The following is a 24,277-nucleotide window of genomic DNA, read 5'->3' as shown; positions in this document are numbered from 1 at the left end:
GGAGCCAGGAGGCCCCGCCGGCGTATATGCCATTCCGTTCTCCAAATAAGTATTAATAGTAGGTCACCGTCACCGGTTTTCCCATCTCCTCCACTGCCCGGCGCAGCTGTTCCACCAGGTTCTGGCGGATGCCTAAGTCAAAGGGCAGTCCCGGGTTCTGGTATGCGCTGTTGATGGCGCGGCCCACGTACAGATGCAGCTCTGTACAGTCCTCGATGATCATTTTCGCCACCATGGAGGCACCGTTTTTCTTGTCCAGCTCCAGGAAGAACTCCTCGGTGACAACCTCCTTGTCCACATACCGCCGCAGCAGCTTGATGACCCGGTTCAGGGTGAGAACCCCTTCCGTGACCAGCTCGATCCCCTCCATATAGGCCATGGGCGGGATCTCCGGATCCACGTAGTCCAGCGACACGTCCAGGGGCCTTCCAAGGACTCTGGAGACGATGGTGGCGCTGGTACCTCCGCATACGATCCGTTTCGTATTATCCTCCCCGCTCATGAATTCGTCAACCATTTTTTTGTCGTCGTCCTTGTTCTGGGCGGGACCGGTCATGAGGTGCACCGGTTTCGCGTCAATGATACGCATACAGGCCACGGTGGTGTCGTCTCCGGGGCGGTACATATAGAGCTCGTCACAGGCCTCGCAGACGGCGGTAGCCAGACGCGCCGCGGAGATGGTTTTTCCGTACTGGCGCAGGGCGTAGGCGGCGATGTCCTCCCACAGCCAGCCAAAATTTAACAGCTGTCCCACGCCGGCGTGAATGGTTCCGTCGCTCATGAGGATCAGGGCGTCCCCCTTTTTCACGTGGAACCGAAACTCGTTGATCTTTTTGTCCTTGATCACCCGGGTGTTCTCCGGAATGGGGACCAGGCTGCCGTCCCGGATGTAAATGCAGCCGGGATTGTCAAATTCCACCAGGTAGGCCTCTCCGCTGTGGAATACCTGAAGGATGCTGAAGGTGGAATACGCCACCTTTCTCACCTGACAGATGGGCAGAGTGTCCACGATGGTCTCCACACATTCCTCCAGGGTGGCCCCGTTTAGAAACATAGTCCCCAGGATCTTGGAGGTGAGGGTGGCCAGGATGTTGGCCTTTACCCCGCTGCCCATGCCGTCGGCCAGGATCATGATGTTGGAATCCGCTGTCTGCAGGATCTCCACCTTGTCGCCGCAGAGCACCTCGCCGAACTTGTTAAAGCTCTTGTAGGCGACGTCCACTGTAATTCCCATCTACCGAACCTCGCTTTCGTTTCCGTCGTCCAGCAGGGATTTGCACAGTTTTGTCAAAGTGGTCTTTGTCTCCGCCGTGGTCTCACCCAGAAGACCGGCGATCTCCTGCGCCACCATCATCTGCTTGTGGATGACCCGCTGAGCCAGGTCAATGGTCTCCAGTTTCGTCTCATAGTCCATTTTGGCCTGCTCCTCCTGCTGCGTGATGTCGATAAACGTGGCCAGCACGGCGTTTTCTTTCTTTATGTAAACGATGTTCTGCAGCATGGTGACTCCGTACTCGGTGTAGGTCACCTTCTTGCCGTGGATGTTCTGATGGGTGTCCAGGACCCACTGGAAATCCGTGGGGTCGATAAACTCGTAAAGGTACATTCCCAACGCCTCGGTCCTGGTTTTTCCGAAATACTTCTCTCCCACGGCGGAATACTCCAGAATCTTCATCTCCGGATCCACGATGAGCACCACGTTGGGGGAAGTCTCCATCACCAGGTTGGCAAAGGACTCCGCCTTTTCGTGCATGAAGGGGATGCACATATTGAGCTCCGCCTTCTTCTGGAACACGGCGATAGCCTTTTCTCTGCAGGTGGGATAGCCGCAGGCGCCGCAGTTTAGCTCGTCCTCCGGCCGGTTCTTGCCCGTCATCCGCAGGATCTCCTGGATCTGGGCCTCCGTGGGCATGGGATCTTTGGGGGAGTGATCCTCGAATGTCTTTGCAAAGGAAAGGCCGTTCATCACCTGGGCGACCCGCCCCTCGTCCGCCGGCTCCCTGGAAATGGTCTCCTCCATATCCAGCTTTACCTTAAACCGGGAAATGGTCTCGTCGCCCACCGTGGGGCCTTTGATGCAGCCGCCGGAGCAGCTGTTCATCTCAATAAAGCAGCCCTTGATCTCTCCCCGCACCATGGAGCGGCACAGGTCGATGCAGTTGCTTAAGCCGTGAACGTAGAATTTGCGGTAGCCATCCGCCTTCCCCTCTGTGGAAATCACGGAATTGACCACGCCGTTGGTCACGGGATAGAGGCGGTTCACCTTCGGGTCGATCTGCTCAAAGGGCTCGTCCTCGCACTCCGTGATGACAATGGACTGTTCCGCGAGCCAGCGCCGGATGTCGTTGAAATTTAACACGGCGTCAATGACTCCGGCATGGCGGGGATCCTCCGCCTCCTGCTTTTTGGCGATGCAGGGGCCCAGGAATACCACCTTCGCCTCAGGACGCTCTTTTTTGATCATCATACCGTGGGCCACCATGGGCGATACCACCGGCGCCATATAGGGCACCAGTTCCGGGTAATAGATCTCGATCAGGGAATTGGCAGCGGGACAGCAGGTGGTGATGATATTTTCCATCTCTCCCTCCGCCAGCAGCCTGGCGTATTCCGCCGTCACCACAGCGGCTCCCTCCGCCGTCTCCCGCACGTCCGCGAAACCTAACTGTTTCAGGGCTGCCTTCACCTGCCCGATGGTCTTGTAGGGCAGCAGGCCCATGTAAGACGGAGCCAGGGAAACGATGACCTGCTCCCCCCGGCGGATCATAGCCTGGACCATGCTCAGATCGCTGTTTAAGGTTTTGGCCTCCTGAGGACAGATCTGCAGGCAGTGGCCGCAGAGAATGCACTTGTCCGGCATGATTTCCGCCCGCTCATCCTTGATCATAATGGCTTTCACATCGCAGTAACGGACACATTTATAACAGTGCTTGCACTTGGTTGCCTTAAAGTCGATAATCCCCATCCTACATCCTCCCGAGGATTTCCTTCTCGAAAAAGCCTTTTGCCTCCTCCGGCTTTACGGAATACAGCTCTCCGTCCACGGTGACGCAGACCCCCTCTTTCACGCAGTTGCCGGAGCAGAAGGCGCCGTTTAAGTCCACCTTGTCCACCAGTCCGTTCTGTGCCACCAGATCCTGCATCTGAGAAATAACCTCCCTGGAGCCTTTCAAATGGCACGCGCTTCCTATACAGATTGTAACCCTCATACTTCTTACCTCCGAATCATTATGTAAAATTCCCCTCAGAGCCCCGGCCGGGAATGGTCCCCCGGGCAGGTTTGCCGTCCTCTGCCCCGCCGGTTCTGGTTGGGTTTATTATCTCATATTGTGATATTTTTATCAAGTATCGAGGGCCTAAATTAGGCGGAATTAGGCGGATTTTACACAATCCTTTAACAGCCGTTCCGCCATAAAAAGTGTGCGTTGCAGCGCACACCCGCGCCGGAGCGCGGCTGCGCCAGCGGCCAGTTTCCTTTGCGCGGAGTGTGACTCCCGCCGGAGGCTTTTGTGGCAATCGGGGACGCGGTTTCCTGCTGACACAAAAACCATCGCGCCGCCTGCTGCGCGGGAGCTTTCCCACTAGGCAGCAGACAGCGCGATGGTTTGATTGGGCAGACGCCAGAGAGGAATCATTTGGCGGCGGGGATGCCTTACGCAAACCGGTATGGCAGCCTCTGCCAAACGATGAGCGGCTTGGCGAAAGAGTTACGGCATCGCGGCCTTTTTCCCCGTGCCGGAGGGCTTTTTCTCTGACAAGAGAAGTCCCGCCAGGGTGAGAGCCGTTCCGGCGGCGGACATCACCGTCACTGGCTCTCCCAGGACGATGGCGGAGGTGACTACCGTGATCACCGGCACCATGTAGATGTAAACGCTGGTTTTCACCGCTCCCAGCACCTTCACCGCGAAATTCCAGGTAACAAAACAGAGGGCGGAGGCTCCCAGCCCCAGATAGAGGAAATTTAACAGGTACAAAGGATTGGCAAAGAGGGCCGGTTCCACTCTCACCCCGGAAACGCAGGCGGCGGGAATCATAAACACCAGCCCGTAAAAGAAGGTCCGCCTGGTCGCCAGCACCACTGGATAACCATAACCGCTGATGATCCTGGTGAGAATGGAGTAAAAGGCCCATACCAGGGCAGCCCCGGCCGCCAGAAGATCCCCCGCCGGGTTCAGCTGCAGCTCAGCTCCGTTAAAGCTGATGAGGATGATGCCTGTCATGGCCACCGCGAAACCGGCGAAAAATCCGGCTCCCAGCCGTTCTTTCCCGCGAAAGCAGACCTTCGCCAGAATAGCCGTGAAAAAGGGGGCGATGGAAATGATCACGCCCACGTTGGAGGCCATGGTGTAAGTCAGGGCGATGTTTTCCAGCAGGTAGTAGAGGCAGATACCGCAGAGCCCTGCCGCCGCGAAGGTGAGCTCTTGGCGGATGCCGGCGGTTTTTAATCTTCTGGGAGCCATGATCCACAGCGCCCCGTATCCCATAATAAAACGGAACAGCAAAATTTCCACCGGCGCAAAGTCCACCAGCAAAAGTTTGGTGGAAATGAAGGTGGTCCCCCATACCACAATGGTGAACAGCGCCGCAAGATGTCCCGTTGATGTGCTTTGTTTCATAGTTGTCCTTCCCTTCCTTTTCGTGAATCAGGCCGGTCTGACCGGAGCCGGCCGGCCCGTACCTGTTATTTTACTACAGGCAGGCGGGATTGTCTTGAAAAATATGTGCGTTTTTGTGTTTTGCGGCGGTATTTGAGGGAGCAAGGCCGAAAACGGGAACCATTTTCGTTTTCCGCCGCTGGTATTTCCGGATGCCGCCGGCCAGTACGGGGGCTTTCTGCTGCTTGTTTTTTGGGGTTCTTTTGTTTCTCCCAGTTTCTGGTTCTTTCGATGTTTTTGCTGATTCTTCTGTCGAGATTTCTTTTGATCTTTTTGCCGAGACCTCTTTCGATCCTTCTGCCGAGACTTTTTTCGATCCTTCTGCCGAGACCTCTTTCGATGCTGACTTCGTCTGATCCTTTCGGAACACATGGTCTTCGTTTACTTATCCCCCCGGATCACGTATAATGAAACGAAAGGCAGATTCTACAACACGAAAAAGCGGTCCCCATTCCGCGCCAAACGATTCAAGGGATTGAAGGAGGTGTTTCATATGACAAAATGGAAAAAATCATTCTTTACCGGAACAACGAACTCACGCAAACACCCGCTCCTGGCCTGCGCCCTGGCGGCCGCGCTGGCGGCGGGGCCTCTGACCGGCTGTTCTTCCCCGGAATCCGCGCCTACGGAGACGGCCGCGGTCAGTTCCGGCTCCAGCGAAACGGCAAAGGAAACTACGTCCGCTCCCACCGGCCAACCTTCGGAAACGACAGCGGAGAGCTCCGCTCCAGAGGCCCCTTCTCTATTCGCGGACGGGGAAACGGCGCGGGCCGTGGCAGAAAATTTCGCGGCCGCATATTTCGCCGGCCGCACAGAGGAACTCCAGAACTACCTGACAGAGCCTTATCCGTGGGCGATCGACGTCTATGAAGGGGACGGGACGGCAAAGGTACTGGCCATCAAGGGACTGGAGGACATAGGGGAGGAAGAAATCGGGACAGTGTCAGTCGTTTCCCTGGAATTTCAGGACTCTGCAGGAGACGAAGGGCTCCTGTACCTGACTCTTGAAATGCTCAAACAGCCGGATGGCTGGGACATCCAGTTTTATGGTCTGGAACGGTAACGGCAGAGAGAGGACAGACAGTCGTACAGGGCTATATTCATATTTTTGACAACCCCTCCTCCGCGGTGCTATAATGTGGACAATTCAATGACAAATTCTATCACAACGAGGAGGAACCCTATGAAAAAGACAGCAGCGTTACTTTTGGCGGCCCTGACGGCCCTCTCTCTTTCCGGCTGCGGCGGACAGAGCGCTCCCACAACCGCTCCTGAAACGGAGGCCACCACAGCCGCCGAAACAGAAAGCGAAACGGCAGCCCAGGCGGAGGACGCCATCGGAGAAAAGCCCACAGTCCGGGTAGGCTCTTTAAACGGCCCCACCTCCATGGGCCTGGTTTACACCATGCAGAAGGCGGACAACGGGGAGTCTGGAAATTACTACGAGTTTCATATGGCCACAGCCGCTGACGAGATCACCGGCCTGCTGGTAAAGGGAGAGCTGGACATCGCCCTGATCCCCGCCAACGTAGCCAGTGTCCTCTACAACAAGACCGAGGGAAATATAACCGTCATCGACATCAACACCCTGGGCGTTCTCTACGTGGTGTCCTCCGACGAGTCCATCCAATCCATGGCGGATTTAAAAGGGAAAACCGTTTATCTGACCGGCATGGGAACCACGCCGGACTACGTGATGCAGTATCTCTTAAAGGCCAACGGCCTCACCACCGACGATGTCAAGCTGGAGTACAAGACGGAAGCCGCCGAGGTGGCTGCCATCCTAAAAGAGACCCCAGACGCCGTGGGAATGCTGCCTCAGCCCTTCGTGACCGCCGCCATGGCTCAGAACGACCAGCTGCGCATGGTGCTGGATCTCACCGCCGAGTGGAACAAGGTCCAGGAGCAGGCCGGCGGCAGCACCCTGGTGACCGGCGTCACCGTGGCCCGCACTGATTTTCTGAAGGCAGAGCCGGAAGCGGTGACTACCTTCCTCTATGAGCATGAGGAGTCTGCCCTGGCGGTGACGGAAAACCTGGACGAGGCCTCCCAGCTGGTGGCGGATCTTGGCATTATTGAAAAGGCGCCGGTAGCTAAAAAAGCCATCCCCTACTGCAACATTACCTGCCTGACCGGCGAGGAGATGAAGGCGGCCTTAAGCGGCTACCTGCAGGTGCTCTATGACCAGGATCCCTCCTCCGTAGGCGGAAACCTGCCGGGAGATGATTTCTACTACATTCCGTAAGGAAACCGCTGTGAACCCTTAAAAGTGGGCAGGCCGCCCTCCTGCATCACAGCCTGAAAACCGGAAACGGAACGGGGAACGCCAAAATCCGGCTCTCCGTTCCGTTTTATTTCATAAGATTCCGGGACAGAAGGCCGAACATCCCTGGCAGTTTTTCTTTCCAGAGAAGTTTTGATTCTTTTTCCCGTTCCCATCCCTCATTCAAAAACAGGGACGCCCCTCTCAGGACGCTCCCGGAAAGGCATTTATGCAGCTCATACCCTGGATCAAAAAACTTTTCATCCTGCTGTTCTGGCTGGCTCTCTGGCAGGCCGCCAGCATGGCGGTGGGAAATTCCATCCTCTTAGTAGGACCGGCAGACGTGCTGGTTTCCCTGTATTCCCAGGCCGTCACCCCGGACTTCTGGCAAACCATCGCCGCCTCCTTCGCAAAGATCAGCCTGGGCTTTCTCCTGGCCTTTGTCTCCGGCATCCTGACCGGGACGGCGGCCTTCCGTTTTCCTCTCCTGGAGGAAGTCCTGGCCCCGGTTATCACCCTGGTAAAGTCCGTGCCTGTGGCCTCCTTCGTCATCCTGGCCCTGATCTGGATGGGGTCGGAAAACCTGTGTATTTTTATTTCCTTCCTGGTGGTCTTCCCCATCCTCTACGTGAATACCCTGGCAGGGCTGCGAAGTACGGACCGGAACCTTTTGGAGATGGCAGAGGTATTCCGGATCCCCTTTTCCGGACGGGTCCGTTTCCTCTATCTCCCCGCCCTGCTGCCCTACCTGATAAACGGCTGCCGTATCGCCCTGGGTATGAGCTGGAAATCAGGGGTAGCCGCTGAGGTCATCGGCACTCCCCAGTGGTCCATCGGCCGGCAACTCTACCTCTCCAAAACGTGGCTGGACACGGCAAATCTCTTTTCCTGGACATTAGTCATCATCGCCGTGAGCGCTGTGTTTGAGCGGTTCTTTTTATTTCTGCTGTCAAAAATCCCCCACGGGGCTGAGAGAAAGGAGGACACCCCATGAACGCCGTCACCCTGCACAACGTGTTTAAATCCTACGGCTCCCTGCCGGTTCTTGAAAACCTCTCCCTCACCTTCCCATCCGGTTCCATCTGCTGCCTGATGAGTCCGTCCGGCACGGGGAAAACCACCCTGTTCCGTCTCCTGATGGGCCTGGAACAGCCGGATAAGGGAACCATTTCCTTTGAAATGCCCGGCCGTTCTCCCCGTTTTTCCGCCGTATTCCAGGAGGACCGGCTCTGCGAGGGCTTTTCTCCCGTGGAAAATGTGAAACTGGCTGCGGGGCGCACCCTCTCCGCGGAGGACATCCGCCGGGAGCTGGCCCTCCTGCTGCCGGAGGAGGCCCTCTCCCGCCCCGTTTTTACCCTAAGCGGCGGCATGAAACGGCGCACCGCCATCTGCCGTGCCATGGCGGCGGAATCGGACATCGTGATCATGGACGAGCCCTTCACCGGCCTGGACGAGGCTACAAAACGGCAGGCGGTGGAGTATATTAAAAGCAGACAGCATGGCCGCCTGCTTCTCATTTCCACCCATCAGGAGGAGAATGTGAAATTGTTGGGAGGGGTGCGGGTGGATCTGCCTAATATAAATAATCAGAAATCAAATACACTGTGATCATTTTCTCCTTTATTCTTCCCGTGATTTTCCTCAAAAAAACAGGCTGCCGTGAGCTCATTCCTCACAGCAGCCACAAAACCATCGTTTTACAGTTTTTCTATTCCATCACATTCTCATCTCTATTTTATCCCTATTTCGCCAACTCCTCCTCCGTCACCAGTCCATTGTCCAGCAGGAACTGCCGGCCTACGGCGGCGCGGTCCTCGCCCAGCTCTACCACGCGGTAGTTCATGGACTGCATGGTCTCATCGTTGATGAAATCGTCCAGGCAGGAGAGAACTTCGGCGATTTCCGGATATTTCGCCAGGGTATTCTCATTTACAATGGGCAGCATGAAGTAGGGCGGGAAGAAGTTCCTGTCGTCCTCCAGCAGCACCAGATCATACTTCTGCAATAAACCGTCGGTGGAGAAGGCGGTGATCACGTCCACCTCCCCGGAGGTGATGGCCGTATACATCAGGGTTCCGGAGAAATTGTGCACCGACTTAAACTTCACGCCGTAGGTGGCCTCGATGCCGGGGAGTCCGTCCTCCCGCACCGCGAACTCCGGGGAACAGCCCAGGCGGAGCTGTCCGTTTACATTGATCAGGTCGGAGACCGTCTTTAAATTGTACTTTTCCGCCGTCTCCGCGGATACCGCCAGCACGTAGGTGTTGTTAAAGCCGAAATTGTGCAGAGTGTCGATGCCGTAGTCTTCCTTAAGGCCCTTGGCCACGGCGTCGTAGGTCTCCTCCTTCGTCATGCCGGGATTGGCCGGCTGGCCTAACACTGCCGTGTAAACCGTGCCGGTGTACTCCGGATAGAGGTCGATCTCTCCCTGATCCAGGGCGTCAAAGGCGATCATGGTGCCCCCTAAGGACATTTTCCGCTCCACCTTCAGATCCGTCTTGGCCTCAATCAAATCCGCCATCATGTTTCCGATGATCACGCTCTCACAGCCCTCCTTGGAGCCGATGCGGATGTCCGGTTTTTCCGCGAAATACTGTCCCACCATCATGACTACGGCGCCGCAGAGCAGGACAGAGACAGCCGCCAGGGTGATTTTCCGCTCCCTGCGCTCGTGCTGCTCCCGCTCCGGGGTCAGCTGGGACGCGGATAAGCGAAGGGCGATGGGAGTCACGGCCCGCTCCACTCTGGCCATCACAAAATCCATGAGCAGGGCCAGCAGACAGGCCGGGATGGCTCCCGCCAGGATCATGCTGGAGTTGTCCGTCTGAATGCCGCTGATCACCAGGGTGCCCAGGCCGCCGGCGCCGATGTAGGCCGCGATGGTCATAAGGCCCACAGCCGTCACGCTGGAAATGCGGATGCCCGCCATAATCACCGGCAGAGCCATGGGGATTTTTACTTTAAACAGCACCTGGCGCCTGGTCATTCCGATGCCCCTGGCCGCCTCAATCACGTCCGGGTTGATGTTTGCCAGGCCGGCGCAGGTGTTTTTCAGGATGGGAAGAAGGGAGTAGAGCACTACCATAAACACGGCAGTGTTGGACCCGATTCCCATGTAGGGCACGAGAAAGCCCAGAATGGCCAGGCTGGGCACCGCCTGCACCACGTTTGCCAGGCCGAGGACCGGTTTCTGGGCCTTGACCTTGTCGGCGATCAGGATGCCTAAGGGGATGCCGATGGCGATGGCTACCGCCACGGACAGGATGGAGAGCCGGATGTGGCTCATCAGCAGCTCTCCCACGTACTCATACTGCTGTGAAAGATAACTCATCAATCCGCTCATACTTCCACCTCCCCTAACTGTTCGATCATTTCTTCATCCAGGAACTGGTTGGACAGGGCCGTCACCAGGCTGGTGTTGGTCACCAGGCCCCGCAGGATGTTCTCCCGATCCACCACCGGAATGCTGGACACGTCATAACGGCGCACCATCTGCAAAAGCTCCACAATGGAGGTCTCCGGCTTTGCCGTCAGTTTCGGCTGCACCATCACCTTCTCCACCGGGGCTTCCCGGTCCGCCGCCCGCAGGATGTGAGCCGCCTTCACCACTCCCACCAGGCGCCCCATCTGGTCCACCACCATCAGGCTGTTGACCTTCTGAAGACGCATTTTCTCCATACACTTAAACATGGGGATGTCCGCCTCCGTGGTGACCGGGGCTGTGATCATGATATCGTCGGCCCGGATGTACTCCGGGTTGGACCAGATGCGGTTCTTTCCTACGAACTCACTCACAAAGCCGTGGGCCGGGTTCTTTAAGATCTCCTCCGGCTTGTCGTACTGTAAAATGTCCCCCTGGTACATGATGCAGATGCGGTCCGCGATCTTCACCGCCTCGTCCATGTCGTGGGTCACAAACACAATGGTCTTTTTCATCCTGGTCTGCAAACTCACTAGGGCATCCTGGAGCCCCGACCGGGTGATGGGATCCAGAGCGGAAAACGGCTCATCCATAAGGATAATATCCGGGTTCGTGGCGAAGGCCCTGGCCACGCCGATCCTCTGGAGCTGTCCTCCGGAGAGCTGAATGGGATAACGGTCCAAAAACTTTTCCGGATCCAGATCCACCATCTTCATCAGCCTCTGGGTGTTCTGGGAAATCTCCGACGCCGGCTTTTTCTCCAGCTTTGGGATCACCTCGATATTCTGACGCACCGTCATATGGGGAAACAGTCCCGTCTGCTGGATTACATACCCCATGGAGCGGCGCAGGGCGATGGGATCTTTCTCCAGGATGTTCTCTCCGTTGATGAGGATTTCCCCCGATGTGGGCTCAATGAGGCGATTGATCATCTTCAGCGTGGTGGTCTTTCCGCAGCCGGACGGCCCGATGAGCACCACGATTTCTCCGTCGTAAATGGTAAAGTTGATGTTTTTAAGCACCTCGTTGCTCTTGTAAGATTTTGTCACATTCCGAAATTCAATCATGCAATTCCTCCTTTCTCATGACTGCGCTGGAATTTGTGCGCAAGAGACGTACATTGGCTGTACAGCAAAGACATTCTGAAAATATGGATGCCACAGCGCGCTCACGCCGGGACACCACAGCGGCAGCGGCCGCCTTTCCTGGCCCTAACCCCGCCTCCGCCGGAAACTTCTCTGCCATAGAAACACCGTCTCCCATGACAGAAAAGATTTCCAGGAAAATGCGTCATTCTCCTGGAAATCTCAGAAACCAGACCTTATATACCGCGTTCCTTTTATCCGGCGTTCCGTACCTGTTTTTGCCTGCGCCCGCCTCTTTTGTAAATATTATACAATAAATTAAGGGTAAATGCAAAATGTTTTTCGCAACTTCTCTAATTTTAACAAATTTTTTAGATTTAATAAAACGTGTGCGCTTTCCTCCCCCGTTTTCCATGACAGAAAAAACGAAAAAGTGTGCGCTTGGCGCACACTCGCGCCGGAGCGCGGCTGCGTCAGCAGCCATATTCCTCTGCGCGGAGTGCGCCTCCCGCCGGAGGCTTTTGTGTCATAGGGAACGCAGTTTCCTGTGACACGAAAAACGGGCGCGAACCCCTTCCGGTTTCCGCGCCCGCAGCCGGTTTAATCCAGCTCCAGTTTTCCTGTATATAACTGATAGTAAATGCCGTGCTCCTGGATGAGCTCCTCGTGGCTGCCCCGCTCCACGATCCGGCCGTGATCCAACACCATGATGGCGTCACTGTTGCGGATGGTGGACAGGCGGTGGGCGATGACGAATACGGTCCGCCCTTTCATCAGGTTATCCATACCCTGCTGCACGATGCTCTCCGTTCTCGTATCAATGCTGGAGGTGGCCTCGTCTAAGATCAGCACCGGCGGATCCGCCACAGCCGCCCTGGCGATGGCTAACAGCTGCCGCTGTCCCTGGGACAGCTCCTCGCCGTCACTGGTGAGCAGCGTCTGGTAGCCGTCCGGCAGCATCCGGATGAACTGGTCCGCGTGGGCCAGCTTGGCGGCCGCGTAGATCTCCTCGTCCGTAGCGTCCAGCTTTCCGTAGCGGATATTATCCATAATGGTGCCGGTAAACAAATGGGTATCCTGAAGCACGATTCCTAAGGAACGGCGCAGGTCTGCCTTTTTGATCTTGTTGATATTGATGCCGTCGTAGCGGATCTTTCCGTCCTGCACATCGTAGAACCGGTTGATCAGGTTGGTAATGGTGGTCTTTCCCGCTCCCGTGGAGCCTACGAAGGCCAGTTTCTGGCCGGGTTTCGCGTAGAGGGTCAGATCGTGAAGGACGGTCTTTTCCGGCGTATAGCCGAAGGTCATGTCAAAGAACCGCACGTCGCCCTTTAACTCGGTGTAGGTGACGGTCCCGTCCTGGTGGGGATGTTTCCAGGCCCAGAGTCCCGTGCGCTTTTCGCACTCGGAAATATTGCCGTTCTCATCCTTCACCGCATTCACCAGGGTCACGTAGCCGTCGTCCACCTCCGGCGCCTCGTCCATCATGTTAAAGATCCGCTCCGCTCCCGCCAGGGCCATTACCATGGAGTTGAACTGCTGAGCTACCTGCATGAAGGGCTGGGTAAAGCTCTTGGTAAACTGCAAATAGGATGCCATAACGCCCAGGGTGATGCCGCCCACGCCGATGATGGAGAGGAAACCTCCCAGCACAGCGGTGAGCACGAACAGCATATTTCCCATATTTCCCACCACAGGGCCCATGATGCTGGCGAAGGTGTGGGCGTTGGCCGCGCTGTCAAAGAGCTTTTCGTTTAACTCGTCAAACTCCGCCTCTGCCGTCTTCTCGTGGTTGAAAATCTTGATGACCCTCTGGCCGCTCATGTGCTCCTCCACGAAACCGGTCACATTGGCTAAGTTTGTCTGCTGGCGCACGAAGTATTTTCCGCTGTTTCCGCCGATTTTCCTGGTGACGATGAACATGAGAATGATCATGGCCACCGCCAGGATGGTGAGCAGCGGGCTTAACACGATCATGGCGATAAAGGTCACCGTGATGGTTAAGGAAGACATGAGCACCTGGGGGATGGACTGGTTGATCATCTGCCGCAGGGTGTCCGTGTCGTTGGTGTAAAGGCTCATGATGGAGCCGTTGGTATTCTGGTCAAAATAGCGGATGGGAAGTTTCTGCATATGCTCAAACATCTCATCGCGGATGGTTTTTAACACGCCCTGACCAATGCTCACCATCAGCCTGGTGTAGCAAAAGCTGGCGATGACGCCCAGGGCAAAAATCACGCCCAGCACCGATACGGCCGCGTAAAGCTCGGAAAAATCCGGGTTCTCATGGCCGATGAGGGGCACGATATAGCCGTCCAGCAGCACCTTTAAGGAAAGGGAAACGGAGATGGACGCGATGGAGCTCATCAGAATGCAGCAGCACACGAAAATGAACTTCATCTTGTAATCCCGCGTCACATATCCCAACAGGCGCTTTGCCGTGGCGATGGTATTTTTCGTCACCGCGGGACGGCGGTCCGCTGGTCTCTTATCACTCATTCTCGCCGCCTCCTTTCACCTGGGATTCGTATACTTCTCTGTAAATGTCGTTGGTCTTAAGCAGCTCCTGGGAGGTGCCGATGCCGTTTATTTTTCCGTCGTCCATGACGATAATCATGTCCGCGTCCTCCACGGAGGAAACGCGCTGGGCGATGATGATCTTCGTGGTGTCGGGGATCTCCTCCCGGAAGGCCTTGCGGATCATGGCGTCCGTCTTGGTATCCACGGCGCTGGTGGAATCGTCTAAAATCAGCACCTTCGGTTTCTTTAATAGCGCTCTGGCGATACAGAGCCTCTGTTTCTGGCCGCCGGACACGTTGTTTCCTCCCTCTACAATCATGGTGTTGTAGCCGTCGGGAAACTCGTTGATAAAGGTGTCCGCCTGGGCCAGTTTGCACACGTGGTGCACTTCCTCGTCGGTGGCGTTTTCATCGCCCCAGCGGATATTTTCATAAATGCTGCCGGTAAACAGCACGTTTTTCTGCAGTACCATGGAAACCTGGTCTCTTAAGGCCTCCAGACCGTACTGGCGCACGTCGATGCCGCCCACCTTTACGGAGCCGCCGGTGGCGTCGTAAAGCCTGGGAATTAAGTTTACCAGGGAGGTCTTGGCGCTTCCCGTTCCGCCGATGATGCCCACGGTCTGGCCGGACTTGATATGAAGATTGATCTTCTTTAACGCCAGGGCGCCGCCCTCTCCGGCGTAGCTGAAATCCACATCCTCAAAGTCGATGTCGCCGTTTGGCACCTCCTGGATGGCATTTTCCGGATCCTGCATTTCCGGCACTTCATTGAGCACCTCCGCGATACGGTCCGTGGACGCTTCCGCGATCATCACCATGACGAATACGAAGGTCACCATCATCAGGGACATGAGGATGGAAATGGCGTACACGATCACGCTGGTCAGCTCGCCCACGGCCATGCTACCGTTTACAATGCTCTCGCCGCCCACCAGCACCATGACAATGATCACGGTGTAGAGGGTAAACTGCATGGTGGGGGAGTTCCAGGCCACGATTTTCTCCGCCTTGGTAAACAGCTCATACACCACGCCGGAGATCCCGTGGAATTTGCGGATCTCAAAATCCTCACGCACATAGGCCTTCACCACGCGGGCCGCGTTGACGTTCTCCTGCACGCTGTTGTTTAACACGTCGTACTCGTCAAACACCCGCACGAAATGGGGATGGGCCTTCTTCGCAATAAACATCAGGATCCCGCCCAGGATGGGAATCAGGCACAGCATCACCAGGGCGATCTCCACATTGATAGTAAGAATCATAATTAAGGACAGCACCATCATCACCGGCGCGCGGAACAGCATACGGATGCTCATCATGTATGCCATCTGCACGTTGGTAATGTCGGTGGTCAGCCTGGTCACCAGGCTGGGGGTGGAAAAGTGGTCGATATTTTTAAACGAGAACTCCTGGATCTTGTAAAAAATATCGTGCCTGAGATTCTTCGCGTAGCCCGCGGACGCTCTCGCCGCGTAATTTCCCGCCTTCACTCCGAAAAACAGGGCGACCATGGCCATGACCACCAGGATCACACCCATCCTGACGATATAGGGAAGGTTCTGATTCTGGATGCCCTCGTCGATGATCTTTGCCATCTGCAAGGGAATCAACACCTCCATCAATACCTCAAGGATAACGAACACGGGAGCTAAAATAGATTCGCGCTTGTACTCTCTGATTGACTGAAATAGCTTTCTGTTCATCGTCTCCTCCTAATATGTTTTACTCCGAAAGCCCCGGATGGCGGCGATATAGATGGGCGTGCTCGCACGCACAGATATATCGGCATCAGACGGGCAAGACGGTATGAGAAAGTAGGGCGGCAGCCCGGATTTCGAATACCGTCGGCAGATGGCGGGAACGCCGTAGGCGTGGAGCCATCTGACTTTCGTGATTTGTGATGACCGCGTTAGCGGTCATATCCGCTTACTCCTTTTCATTCCGGGAAAGGTTTTCCGACATTTTCTGCAGCACACGGACGCAGGTCTCGAACTCCTCTCTTCCGATTCCTTCCGCCATCCTCAGCTCCAGCCTGTGGATGGTTTCCAGGATTTCCCCTCTGAGCGCAATGGACTTTTCCGTAGGCAGTATTTTCTTCAGTCTCGCATCCCATTCTACGCTCTCTCTGTAAATGAAACCGTTCTTTTCCATCAGCTTAAGGATCCCGGTAGCCGTGGAACGGCGGATATGGAACTTTTCCTCCACGTCCCTCTGGTAAATCTCCCGGTCCATGGTCGCAAGCAGGATAAAGTTCAGCACCCGTCTCTGGACGTTGGTCAATCCGCTGTCCTCCTCCACCAGCGGAAAATGGCGTTTAAACTGCTTGGAAATCATGTCCACCAACCCAATCACGTCCTTGCAGCCACGGGCATTCTCCTCGGTATCTGTCAGCAGGCACATAGTTTCACCTCCATACCTTTCTGCGAGCGAATTGTTCGCAACATAATTGTTCGTAACATAATTGTTCACTACCTAACAAAACTAGAGTATAGACAGTTTCGCCCCATTTGTCAATCTCCTTTTTCTCCAGGATTTTAAAGATTTTTTCAGGAATTTTTGACAGACGCTTTTGCGGCGGCGCTTGCCAGGCCTGTCTTCGGGGAAATTTTTCCAGATGGGCCAAAACGGCAAGAATCGTTTGCATTCCCGGCGGTTTTCTAATAGAATAGGAACCAGAAAAGCAAACCAAACAGAACAAAGGAGGAGCAATACCATGGGATGGTTCCAAAAGGATAAGAACGAGAAAAACGGCGCAGATGGGACGGCCGCGGCCGTTTCCCCGCTGGGCGGTTCCGGAATACAGGGCGAGGATGGAAATAGCCTCTGCCGCAGCCGCTTACATCAGCTGCTGAATCCGGAAACCGGCACGGCAAGGGGCGTGGCCATGAAGCTGCACCTGGAGCACTTTAAGCGGTTAAACGAGATCCTGGGCTACGACTACTGCCAGGAGCTGCTGGCCCAGATCATTTCCTATCTGGAGCAGGAGACCGGCTGCCCTGTATACCGCTCCATCGGCGTGGAATTTTTCATTTTCCTCACCGATACCTCTGTCTCCCAGGCCACGGAGCTGGTGGAGGACATCCTGGCCCATTTTGACCACGTGTGGACGGTGAACGGCACCGACTGTTTCTGCCCAGTGCAGATCGGCCTCTGCCCCTATCCCACCTACACCGATTCCGCCGACGAGATGATGAAGTTTCTGGATATGGCCTTATCCGCGGCGGCAGAGGCCGGCCCCAATCAGTACGAGCTCTACGACAGCCAGATGCAGGCCGACTTCCTGCGCCGGCAGGCCATCGCCAAGCATTTGCAGCAGGCCATTGAGAAACAGGAGATCGAGGTGCGCTACCGCCCCACCTACAATGTGGAGACAAAGAAGTTTTCCCGGGCGGAGTACTATATGCGGATCTTCATTCCCGGCCTCGGCCTGGTGGGGGCGTCGGAGTTTCTTCCCATCGCCGAGGATTCCGGACAGGTGCGGGCCGTGGAGTATTACGCTTTAGACCGGGCGGGTGCCTGCATCCGCCGGCTGCTGGACGAGGGGAAGGAGTTTGACTCCATTGCCCTGCCAGTGTCCTCCGTGCTCTTTTTGCAGGAGGATTTCACGGAGCACATCGCGAAACTGATGGAGACCTACCAGATTCCGGAGGGAAAGCTGGCGGTGGAGGTGCAGGAGGACGTGTTCACCATGGGCCACTTAAACGCCTACTCCACCCTGGAAAGCCTGGCGGACATGGGGGTTGAGCTGATTTTAAACAACTTTGGCTCCGGGCTCTCCAGCATCTCCGGCATCCTGAACCTCTCAGTCCACACCCTGAAGATGGACCGGATGTTCATCTGGCAGCTGGAGACCAATCCCAAGGCCGCGCCGGTCATCAAGGGGTTAGTGCACATGGCAAAGGAGCTGGGGTTAAACATCATTGCCGAGGGCGTGGAGACTGCCGGGCAGCTCGCCGTCTTAGAGGATGCCGGCTGCACCTTCCAGCAGGGCTTTTATTACGCTCCCACCCTGGAGGAGGACACCCTGGCGGAAATTTTAGGCATGGATCTGGAGACCTCCCTGCCGGTGATTGAGCGGGAGAAACAGAAGATGAAACAGGGGCGGATCTGAAACGGCGGTCTGTCCGTAAATTTCAAATATCCCGCTGGATTTCGCTGATATGCGATAAAGAAGGAACAGAAATGTAAAAATTTTTGCCCGACCGATCCGGCGTTTCGCAATTACGCCGGATCGGTCGGGCAGTTATTCCGGCAAAGCCATCCTGCCGGCAAAACTGTAATAAGTCTCTATGTCCTGCCTGCGAGTGCCGTTATTCTTCCATTTCAATCCGAAAAACATTAATCACATCGGCATCCGGACAGCAGAAAACAATGGAACCGTCAGGCCGGCTGGGAAGCGTCCCTCCATAGCGGAGAATATCAATATAGGGAAACGCCACGTGCATGGCCATTGGACACAGCTTACCTCTGTCAGTGTCAAAATCAAAGGTATCTCCAATCCGGTGTCCATGATGACAGCCCATATGGCCTTTTTGCTCGATCAAGGTGAGTTTGATTTTAGGTTTCTTCATTGCCAATGTCCTCCAAAAATTGTTCAATAGGAATTCCCTTATATTTGTCCTGATTGCCTTGATTGGCACGGATGATGCTTTCTAACTGGCGCATAGCCGTTTCAACACTTTTTTCTAATGCGCCGTTTCTCAGATAGCAGCCTACCATGATGGACAGGAAAACGTCCCCGGTTCCCGGAAAACGGACTGGAATTTCTTCATAGGGCAGAAACCTTATGGAAGCCTCCGGCGAGGCTTTGACTGCGGTATACTTCCCTTCTTTTGTTTTTATACTGGTAATCACAACCGCTTTCGCACCCAAATCATGAAGTTGATTTGCGATCTGATTTATCTCCTCCTCCGTGTAGAATTCCTGTACCACGTGATCGGATAAAAAACAGGCCTCGGTAATATTCGGAACAACCACATCCGCGGCAGCGCACAGCTGTTTCATGGATATTACCGATTCCTCTGTAACGCCGTTATAAAGCTTTCCGTCGTCGCCCATAATGGGATCCACGAAAATGCGGCTCCCCTTCTCCCGCTGCTCTTTACAGAATTCACAAACCAGGGATGCCTGCTGCTCTGACGCAATGAACCCGGTGCAGACCGCATCAAAATCAAACGAAAGTTTTTTCCATATCTTAAGGGTATTTCTCATATATTCTGTAGTGTCCAGGATTTCAAAAAGCCCGTAATCTAAAGTATTCGAAACCAGAGCGGTCGGCAAATTGAAGGTTTCAAGTTTGAAATGAGAGAAGACCGGTATCATCGCCGGCAAAGCCACTTTCCCGTAACCTGCCATATCGTTAATCAATAAAATTTTTGGATCATCGTTTAATTTTTCTTCCATGCTCACACTTCCATTCCTTAATTTTGTTCCATTATATACCATTCTAAGCATTTCAGAAACCCCTAAAATACGACTGTCATATATCTGTTTCTCAATAGGGGCCATTGTCTAATCCCGATTTTTGACCTATGAGATTTGCGAAAGACTATACTCTTTGACACAATTTAATACGTTTCGTTCCGCATCTTCTTTAGCAAACTTCATAGGCTGCGCTTGGCGCACACTCGCGCCGGAGCGCGGCTTGCGCCAGCAGCCATATTCCTCCCGTGGAATGCGCCTCCTGTCGGAGCATTCTTATTTAACAGAAAACGCCGTTTCCTGTTAAATAAAAAAAGAATCTCCTGTACCCAAACACGGAAACAGAGGCCCAGGCGTTTTTCTGTAACCTCCCAGGCCTCGTACTTTGCATAGCGTTTACTCCAGCCGCCACCGGGCGCTCTCCCGCTGCAGCTCCACCATCCGGCGGTATATGCCGCCTTCCTTTGCCATCAGCTCCGCCGGGGAACCTTCCTCCGCCACCCGGCCCTCTGCCAAAACCACCACCTTATCCGCCGCCTCCACCGTGCGCATCCGGTGGGCGATCACCAGCACCGTTTTTCCCGCCAGCAGACGGGAAAGGGCTCCCTGGACCTTCGTCTCATTTTCCACGTCCAGGCTGGCGGTGGCCTCGTCCAGCAGCACAATGGGGGCGTTTTTTAAGAGGGCGCGGGCGATGGAAATCCGCTGCCTCTCCCCGCCGGACAGTTTCGCGCCGTTTTCCCCGATGGGCGTGCCGTAGCCCTGGGGCAGCCGCCGGACGAACTCGTCGCAGTTTGCCGCCCTGGCCGCCGCCAGCACCTCCTCGTCCGTGGCCCCCCGTTTGCCTAAGCGGATGTTTTCCATCACCGTATCGTCAAACAGCACCACATCCTGGAACACCATAGAATAGTCCCTGAGCAGCGCCTCCGGATCCACGGTGGAAACGTCCACGCCGCCCACCCGGATGGTCCCTCCCGTCACGTCCCACAGCCTGGCGGAAAGCCTGGCGCAGGTGCTCTTTCCGGAGCCGGACGGCCCCACCAGGGCGGTCACCTCCCCCTCTTTGGCCGTAAAGCTCACCTGGCGGAGCACCTCCTTCTGATCGTAGGAAAAGCACACCCGGTCAAACACGATGTCGTGGCCCTGGGGCCGAAACTCCTCCGTCCCCTCCGCAATGGGCGTCTCATAAATCTCGTTCATACGGTCGGCGGACACCTGGGAGACGAACAGCTCCGCGATCAGGGCCAGGCTCTGGTCAAAGGGGGCGTAAACCCGGGTGATCACCATCAAAAACAGGAACAGGAGCATAAAGTCAATTTCCCCGGAGAGGATTAACTCCGCGCCCGTAAGGATGGTGGTAGCCACCCCCAGGCGCATGATCACGCTGGCGCCATTGACAAACAGGCCGGTTCCCAGCTCTCCCCGGATCATAATCCGCTCGTGATCGTCGATTTTCTGATTCAGGGCCTCCAGATACCGTTCCTCCTGGTTGGTGGCCCGGATCTCCCGCACATTCTCCAGGGCCTCCTGGATGCCGTCGGAAACCAGAACAGCCGCTTTCTTCGTCCGCTCCGCGCTGCGGCCGGTCATTTTCCGGCTGCCAAACAGCAGGGCGAAGGCGACGGGTACGCCCCACAGGCAGGCGATGGTCAGACGCCAGTCATAGAGAAACAGGCAAACGGCGATCACCGCCGTGGAAACGTAGGCGCCGTACAGATACCCCAGCACATGGGACCAAACGTGCTCCATGCGGTTCACATCCCCCATGACCGTCTCCGTCAGATCCGCCAGATCCCGCTTTCCAAAATACCCCAGCGGAAGCCTGCGAAGCCGTTCCGCCAGACGCAGGCGGGTGGTTTTAACCTCATTGTACACCAGCCCATAGGTGGCCTGGTACTGCTGCAGATGGGTCACAAAGGACAGGAGGACAAACAGGAACACCGTTCCCATGATTAACGCCCCGCCGGGAAGATCATTTCCCCCTGTCAGGGGCTCCATAAAACCGGTCATGGTCAGATATAAGATACTGACCCCGCCCATGGTGACCAGATTGACGATCACCGTCCAGATTGTGCCCCGTTTCGCATTCTTTACTCCCTGGTCCGTGAGGGCGTATTTCCGCTGAAATTCCCTTCCAAACATTTACTCCGCCTCCTTTTCGCTGGTGATTTTCCACTGGGCCGCCTGGTTGTAGTCCTTCCACATCCGGGCGTACAGCCCTCCCGCGGCGGCCAGCTCCCTGTGGGTGCCCCGCTCCGCCACCTGTCCCTGATCCAAGACGATGATCTGATCCGCTCCCACCACGGTGGAAAGGCGGTGGGCGATCATAATCACCGTGCGGCCCCTGGTCAAGGTGGCGAAGGCTTTCTGGATCAGCGCCTCGTTCTCCGGGTCGGCGAAGGCGGTGGCCTCGTCCAGCACCACAATGGGGGCGTCCTTTAAAATCGCCCGCGCCAGGGCAATGCGCTGCTGCTCGCCGCCGGAGAGATACGTCCCCTCCGTGCCGATCCGGGTGTCCATCCCCTCCGGCAGTTTCTCCAGGATGTCCTGACACTGGGCGGCCATAAGGGCCTGCAGCGCCTGCTCCCTCGTCGCCTCCGGACGGGCGGCCCGGACATTTTCCAGAATGGACGCCTGAAACAGCCGGCTGTTCTGAAAGACGAAGGCCACCTGATCCATGAGCGCGTGGGGATCCATCTGGCGCACATCCACGCCTCCCACCTCCACCGTGCCGGAGGTGGCATCCCAAAACCGGGGGATCAGGCTGGCCGCCGTGGTCTTTCCGCCGCCGGACGGCCCCACGAAGGCCACCGTCTGCCCCGGCTCCACAGTGAAGGAGACGTGGGACAAGGCCGGGCTCTGAGCCCCGTCGTATGTAAAGGTCACATCCTTAAATTCCACCCGGTTGCCCTGAGGGGTCCGGGGATGGCTGGGAGACTCCAGCACAGGGGCCTCCATCACCTGATTGATGCGGCCGAGGGCGGTGTTTGCCAGCATCATGCCGGAGGCGGCAAACATGATCTTTGCGAGAGCGGTGGAAATGATGGCCGAAAACACGGCGTAAAAGGCAAAATCCGTGACAAAGCCCACAAAATCCCCGCCAGCCAGGGCACCCGGAGCCAGAAACAGGGCCGCCGGCACCAGAAACACAAAGGCGCCCTCGGTAAAAGTCAGGTTGACAGACTGGGGCACCCGGCACACGTCCCCCTGGTAATGCTCCGCCTTGGCGCTGTACTCCTCAATCGCCTCCTGAAACGCCTTAAAGGAATACACTGTCTGCTGGAAGATCTTCACCACGGGAATGCCCCTGACGTACTCGGTGCCCGCCTTGGTCATCCGGTCCTGGGCCGCCTGGTACTCCGCCATGATCTGAGCGTTCTTCCCTCCCATCATGGAAAACATGGCGATCACGGAGATCACCGCCGCCAAAAGGCAGGCCCCGCCCATCCTCCAGTCAAACACAAACATGAGCGCCACCATGGCCAGAAACAGCACCGCCGTTCCCACAATGTCCGCCAGGTTATGAGCCAGCAGCGTCTCCGTATCAGCCGCCGCCGCGTCCAGACGGCCGCGGATCAGGCCGGAGGCGTTGGAGTCAAAAAATCCCAGAGGCGCCTTCATCACGTGGGCCACTCCCTGTTTGCGGATGTTGGAGGCGGTGCGGAAGGCGGCCAGATGGGTGCACATCAGGCCCAAAAAATACAGGACAATGCCGGCCACCGCGAAACCAAAGGCCATCCAGCCATATCCTGTGACCCTCTGAGCCCTCGTCCACTCCGGGGCCACGGCGATCAAATCCCTGGCCGCCAGCCAGATACAGATGTAGGGCGCCATGCTTAACACCATGGACACCGCCGACAGCATCAGCCCCAGAAAGGTCAGGTTCTTCCGGTTTCCCGCGTAGTCCAGCAAAACGGCTACGCTGCTTTTTCTCTCCTGTTTCATCCTTTGATACCTCCTTATAAATATTATATAGTTAGTTTTACCTAACTATCTGGCAAAAAAAATATCAGAAAACTTCCCTTGCGGCGTCCCCGCCCTGACCCGGGCCAGGGCACCGCCTTTTCCGGCGCAATCTCTCCCCGCCGGTCAGGGCTCCATCAGTTTCAGCCAGCCGGCTGTGTAAAATGCCTGCAGTTTCTCCACGTCCCTCATGGCCTGGTCCCTGGGAATATCGTGAACCACCACTTCAAAAATCCCGTTAAACATCCCGCTGGCGATGATGTGGCACAGGGAGTGGTCCAGCTCCGGGGCAGGGCGGCCCAGGCGGCGGAGGGTCTTCATATAGTTCAGGGTGCTCTCCGTTTCCACCTCCACCATGTTGTGGACAAAGTTCTCGTAGCTGGTGCCTTCCGCCCCGCACAGGAGCAGCTTTACCGGCTCCCGGTTCTGGCAGATGTAGTCCACCATCCAGTGAAGATAGGAATCTGACTCCACGCCCATATGTCCCGGCTGCTCCTCCTCCGGCAGCTCCGCGAAAGAAATCTGGGCCTCCATAAACCGGCCCATAAGCATGGCGGCATGGGGCTCCACAATGGCGGCAAACAGCGCCTCCTTGCTGGAAAAATAACCGTAAAAGGCCCCTGTGGTCACTCCGGCGTGTTTCACGATCTGCCGCAGAGAGGCCCCCAGAAACCCTTTCTCCGAAAACTCCTCCAGGGCGGCCTGCAAAATCCGTTCTAAGGTATCCGGTGATTTTTCTTCCATTCCATCCTCCATATAACAGTGATATATAACAATGTTATAATACAGGAAACGGGACGCCCTGTCAAGAGAAATCGGGATTTCCCGCACGACAAACGCACGAATGAACAAATTATGAACATCCGTCTTTTTTCTGGTATACTAAAAGAAAAAAGGATGGGATGTTATGAAAGAAGTGTTAGATTTTGTAAGTACGGTGACGGATC

Annotated in this window: 20 protein-coding genes; 5 read left to right on the top strand and 15 right to left on the bottom strand. The window is 55.9% G+C overall.

Annotated elements, in window-relative coordinates:
* Nucleotides 1-52 precede the first annotated feature (52 nt).
* The 5 genes from B5E84_RS02590 to B5E84_RS20285 form a co-directional block, all read right to left on the bottom strand.
* On the bottom strand, nucleotides 53-1,234 hold the full coding sequence (locus B5E84_RS02590; protein WP_087218827.1) for a SpoIIE family protein phosphatase: 1,182 nt from the start codon (nucleotides 1,232-1,234) through the stop codon (nucleotides 53-55).
* Nucleotides 1,235-2,965 carry a [Fe-Fe] hydrogenase large subunit C-terminal domain-containing protein gene (locus B5E84_RS02585; RefSeq protein WP_087218825.1) on the bottom strand — a complete coding sequence of 577 codons (1,731 nt, stop codon included), beginning with the start codon at nucleotides 2,963-2,965 and terminating at the stop codon, nucleotides 1,235-1,237.
* 1 nt (nucleotide 2,966) lies between these two features.
* Nucleotides 2,967-3,209 carry a (2Fe-2S) ferredoxin domain-containing protein gene (locus B5E84_RS02580; protein WP_087218822.1) on the bottom strand — a complete coding sequence of 81 codons (243 nt, stop codon included), beginning with the start codon at nucleotides 3,207-3,209 and terminating at the stop codon, nucleotides 2,967-2,969.
* A gap of 498 nt (nucleotides 3,210-3,707) precedes the next feature.
* A complete protein-coding gene (locus B5E84_RS02575) occupies nucleotides 3,708-4,616 on the bottom strand; it encodes a DMT family transporter (RefSeq protein ID WP_087218819.1) in 909 nt (302 codons plus the stop codon).
* Between the two features lie 73 nt (nucleotides 4,617-4,689).
* Nucleotides 4,690-5,025: a hypothetical protein gene (locus B5E84_RS20285; RefSeq protein WP_143469159.1), complete on the bottom strand. Its 336-nt coding sequence runs from the start codon at nucleotides 5,023-5,025 to the stop codon at nucleotides 4,690-4,692.
* Between the two features lie 123 nt (nucleotides 5,026-5,148).
* Between B5E84_RS20285 and B5E84_RS02570 the strand changes: the two genes are divergently transcribed.
* From B5E84_RS02570 to B5E84_RS02550, 4 genes are all read left to right on the top strand, one after another.
* A complete protein-coding gene (locus B5E84_RS02570; protein WP_087218816.1) occupies nucleotides 5,149-5,718 on the top strand; it encodes a hypothetical protein in 570 nt (189 codons plus the stop codon).
* Nucleotides 5,719-5,838: 120 nt separating this feature from the next.
* The gene (locus B5E84_RS02565; RefSeq protein ID WP_087218813.1) at nucleotides 5,839-6,900 is read left to right on the top strand and encodes an ABC transporter substrate-binding protein; all 1,062 of its coding nucleotides are present in this window, start codon (nucleotides 5,839-5,841) and stop codon (nucleotides 6,898-6,900) included.
* A gap of 247 nt (nucleotides 6,901-7,147) precedes the next feature.
* Nucleotides 7,148-7,912 (top strand): ABC transporter permease, encoded by a 765-nt coding sequence (locus B5E84_RS02555; RefSeq protein WP_087218807.1) that lies wholly within the window; start codon nucleotides 7,148-7,150, stop codon nucleotides 7,910-7,912.
* Nucleotides 7,909-8,526 (top strand): ABC transporter ATP-binding protein, encoded by a 618-nt coding sequence (locus B5E84_RS02550; protein ID WP_087218804.1) that lies wholly within the window; start codon nucleotides 7,909-7,911, stop codon nucleotides 8,524-8,526. The genes B5E84_RS02555 and B5E84_RS02550 overlap by 4 nt, the downstream gene beginning before the upstream one ends.
* Nucleotides 8,527-8,659: 133 nt before the next feature.
* On the opposite strand, the gene B5E84_RS02545 is transcribed toward B5E84_RS02550, so the two are convergent.
* From B5E84_RS02545 to B5E84_RS02515, 5 genes are all read right to left on the bottom strand, one after another.
* Complete coding sequence (locus tag B5E84_RS02545; protein ID WP_087218801.1) at nucleotides 8,660-10,261, bottom strand: ABC transporter permease/substrate-binding protein; 1,602 nt, start codon at nucleotides 10,259-10,261, stop codon at nucleotides 8,660-8,662.
* Nucleotides 10,258-11,406 carry a betaine/proline/choline family ABC transporter ATP-binding protein gene (locus tag B5E84_RS02540; protein WP_087218798.1) on the bottom strand — a complete coding sequence of 383 codons (1,149 nt, stop codon included), beginning with the start codon at nucleotides 11,404-11,406 and terminating at the stop codon, nucleotides 10,258-10,260. Before B5E84_RS02540 ends, B5E84_RS02545 begins: the two co-directional genes overlap by 4 nt.
* Nucleotides 11,407-12,024: 618 nt before the next feature.
* A complete protein-coding gene (locus B5E84_RS02525) occupies nucleotides 12,025-13,923 on the bottom strand; it encodes an ABC transporter ATP-binding protein (RefSeq protein ID WP_087218788.1) in 1,899 nt (632 codons plus the stop codon).
* Nucleotides 13,916-15,649 carry an ABC transporter ATP-binding protein gene (locus B5E84_RS02520; RefSeq protein WP_087218785.1) on the bottom strand — a complete coding sequence of 578 codons (1,734 nt, stop codon included), beginning with the start codon at nucleotides 15,647-15,649 and terminating at the stop codon, nucleotides 13,916-13,918. The genes B5E84_RS02525 and B5E84_RS02520 overlap by 8 nt, the downstream gene beginning before the upstream one ends.
* Nucleotides 15,650-15,872: 223 nt before the next feature.
* Nucleotides 15,873-16,346: a MarR family winged helix-turn-helix transcriptional regulator gene (locus B5E84_RS02515; RefSeq protein ID WP_087218782.1), complete on the bottom strand. Its 474-nt coding sequence runs from the start codon at nucleotides 16,344-16,346 to the stop codon at nucleotides 15,873-15,875.
* A 313-nt stretch (nucleotides 16,347-16,659) separates the two neighbouring features.
* Here B5E84_RS02515 and B5E84_RS02505 point away from each other — a divergent pair, with 313 nt between their 5' ends.
* Nucleotides 16,660-18,057: a bifunctional diguanylate cyclase/phosphodiesterase gene (locus tag B5E84_RS02505; RefSeq protein WP_087218777.1), complete on the top strand. Its 1,398-nt coding sequence runs from the start codon at nucleotides 16,660-16,662 to the stop codon at nucleotides 18,055-18,057.
* Between the two features lie 199 nt (nucleotides 18,058-18,256).
* Here the strand turns inward: B5E84_RS02505 and B5E84_RS02500 are convergent, their stop codons facing one another.
* The 5 genes from B5E84_RS02500 to B5E84_RS02480 form a co-directional block, all read right to left on the bottom strand.
* Nucleotides 18,257-18,517, bottom strand: coding sequence for a TIGR04076 family protein (locus tag B5E84_RS02500; protein ID WP_087218775.1), 261 nt, complete (start codon nucleotides 18,515-18,517; stop codon nucleotides 18,257-18,259).
* Entirely contained in the window at nucleotides 18,504-19,349 is an 846-nt protein-coding gene (locus B5E84_RS02495) for a pyridoxamine kinase (RefSeq protein ID WP_087218773.1), read from the bottom strand. Before B5E84_RS02495 ends, B5E84_RS02500 begins: the two co-directional genes overlap by 14 nt.
* A 414-nt stretch (nucleotides 19,350-19,763) precedes the next feature.
* Entirely contained in the window at nucleotides 19,764-21,509 is a 1,746-nt protein-coding gene (locus tag B5E84_RS02490; protein WP_087218770.1) for an ABC transporter ATP-binding protein, read from the bottom strand.
* Nucleotides 21,510-23,312, bottom strand: a complete 1,803-nt coding sequence (locus B5E84_RS02485; protein ID WP_087218767.1) for an ABC transporter ATP-binding protein — start codon at nucleotides 23,310-23,312, stop codon at nucleotides 21,510-21,512.
* Nucleotides 23,313-23,456: 144 nt separating this feature from the next.
* Entirely contained in the window at nucleotides 23,457-24,074 is a 618-nt protein-coding gene (locus tag B5E84_RS02480) for a TetR/AcrR family transcriptional regulator (protein WP_087218764.1), read from the bottom strand.
* Nucleotides 24,075-24,277: the final 203 nt, after the last annotated feature.

It is taken from the genome of Lachnoclostridium sp. An14 (assembly GCF_002160755.1).
Classification (GTDB): domain Bacteria; phylum Bacillota; class Clostridia; order Lachnospirales; family Lachnospiraceae; genus Lachnoclostridium_A.
This window is presented reverse-complemented; position numbering and strand designations above follow the sequence as displayed.

Bases quoted from the DNA above. Each gene is read 5' to 3' on its own strand.
- B5E84_RS02505 (WP_087218777.1), top strand. From the start codon at position 16,660: ATGGGATGGTTCCAAAAGGATAAGAACGAGAAAAACGGCGCAGATGGG.
- B5E84_RS02500 (WP_087218775.1), bottom strand. From the start codon at position 18,517: ATGAAGAAACCTAAAATCAAACTCACCTTGATCGAGCAAAAAGGCCAT.
- B5E84_RS02565 (WP_087218813.1), top strand. From the start codon at position 5,839: ATGAAAAAGACAGCAGCGTTACTTTTGGCGGCCCTGACGGCCCTCTCT.
- B5E84_RS02545 (WP_087218801.1), bottom strand. From the start codon at position 10,261: ATGAGCGGATTGATGAGTTATCTTTCACAGCAGTATGAGTACGTGGGA.
- B5E84_RS02495 (WP_087218773.1), bottom strand. From the start codon at position 19,349: ATGGAAGAAAAATTAAACGATGATCCAAAAATTTTATTGATTAACGAT.
- B5E84_RS02525 (WP_087218788.1), bottom strand. From the start codon at position 13,923: ATGAGTGATAAGAGACCAGCGGACCGCCGTCCCGCGGTGACGAAAAAT.
- B5E84_RS02520 (WP_087218785.1), bottom strand. From the start codon at position 15,649: ATGAACAGAAAGCTATTTCAGTCAATCAGAGAGTACAAGCGCGAATCT.
- B5E84_RS02585 (WP_087218825.1), bottom strand. From the start codon at position 2,965: ATGGGGATTATCGACTTTAAGGCAACCAAGTGCAAGCACTGTTATAAA.
- B5E84_RS02590 (WP_087218827.1), bottom strand. From the start codon at position 1,234: ATGGGAATTACAGTGGACGTCGCCTACAAGAGCTTTAACAAGTTCGGC.
- B5E84_RS02515 (WP_087218782.1), bottom strand. From the start codon at position 16,346: ATGTGCCTGCTGACAGATACCGAGGAGAATGCCCGTGGCTGCAAGGAC.
- B5E84_RS02570 (WP_087218816.1), top strand. From the start codon at position 5,149: ATGACAAAATGGAAAAAATCATTCTTTACCGGAACAACGAACTCACGC.
- B5E84_RS02550 (WP_087218804.1), top strand. From the start codon at position 7,909: ATGAACGCCGTCACCCTGCACAACGTGTTTAAATCCTACGGCTCCCTG.
- B5E84_RS02485 (WP_087218767.1), bottom strand. From the start codon at position 23,312: ATGAAACAGGAGAGAAAAAGCAGCGTAGCCGTTTTGCTGGACTACGCG.
- B5E84_RS02480 (WP_087218764.1), bottom strand. From the start codon at position 24,074: ATGGAAGAAAAATCACCGGATACCTTAGAACGGATTTTGCAGGCCGCC.
- B5E84_RS02575 (WP_087218819.1), bottom strand. From the start codon at position 4,616: ATGAAACAAAGCACATCAACGGGACATCTTGCGGCGCTGTTCACCATT.
- B5E84_RS02580 (WP_087218822.1), bottom strand. From the start codon at position 3,209: ATGAGGGTTACAATCTGTATAGGAAGCGCGTGCCATTTGAAAGGCTCC.
- B5E84_RS02490 (WP_087218770.1), bottom strand. From the start codon at position 21,509: ATGTTTGGAAGGGAATTTCAGCGGAAATACGCCCTCACGGACCAGGGA.
- B5E84_RS02555 (WP_087218807.1), top strand. From the start codon at position 7,148: ATGCAGCTCATACCCTGGATCAAAAAACTTTTCATCCTGCTGTTCTGG.
- B5E84_RS02540 (WP_087218798.1), bottom strand. From the start codon at position 11,406: ATGATTGAATTTCGGAATGTGACAAAATCTTACAAGAGCAACGAGGTG.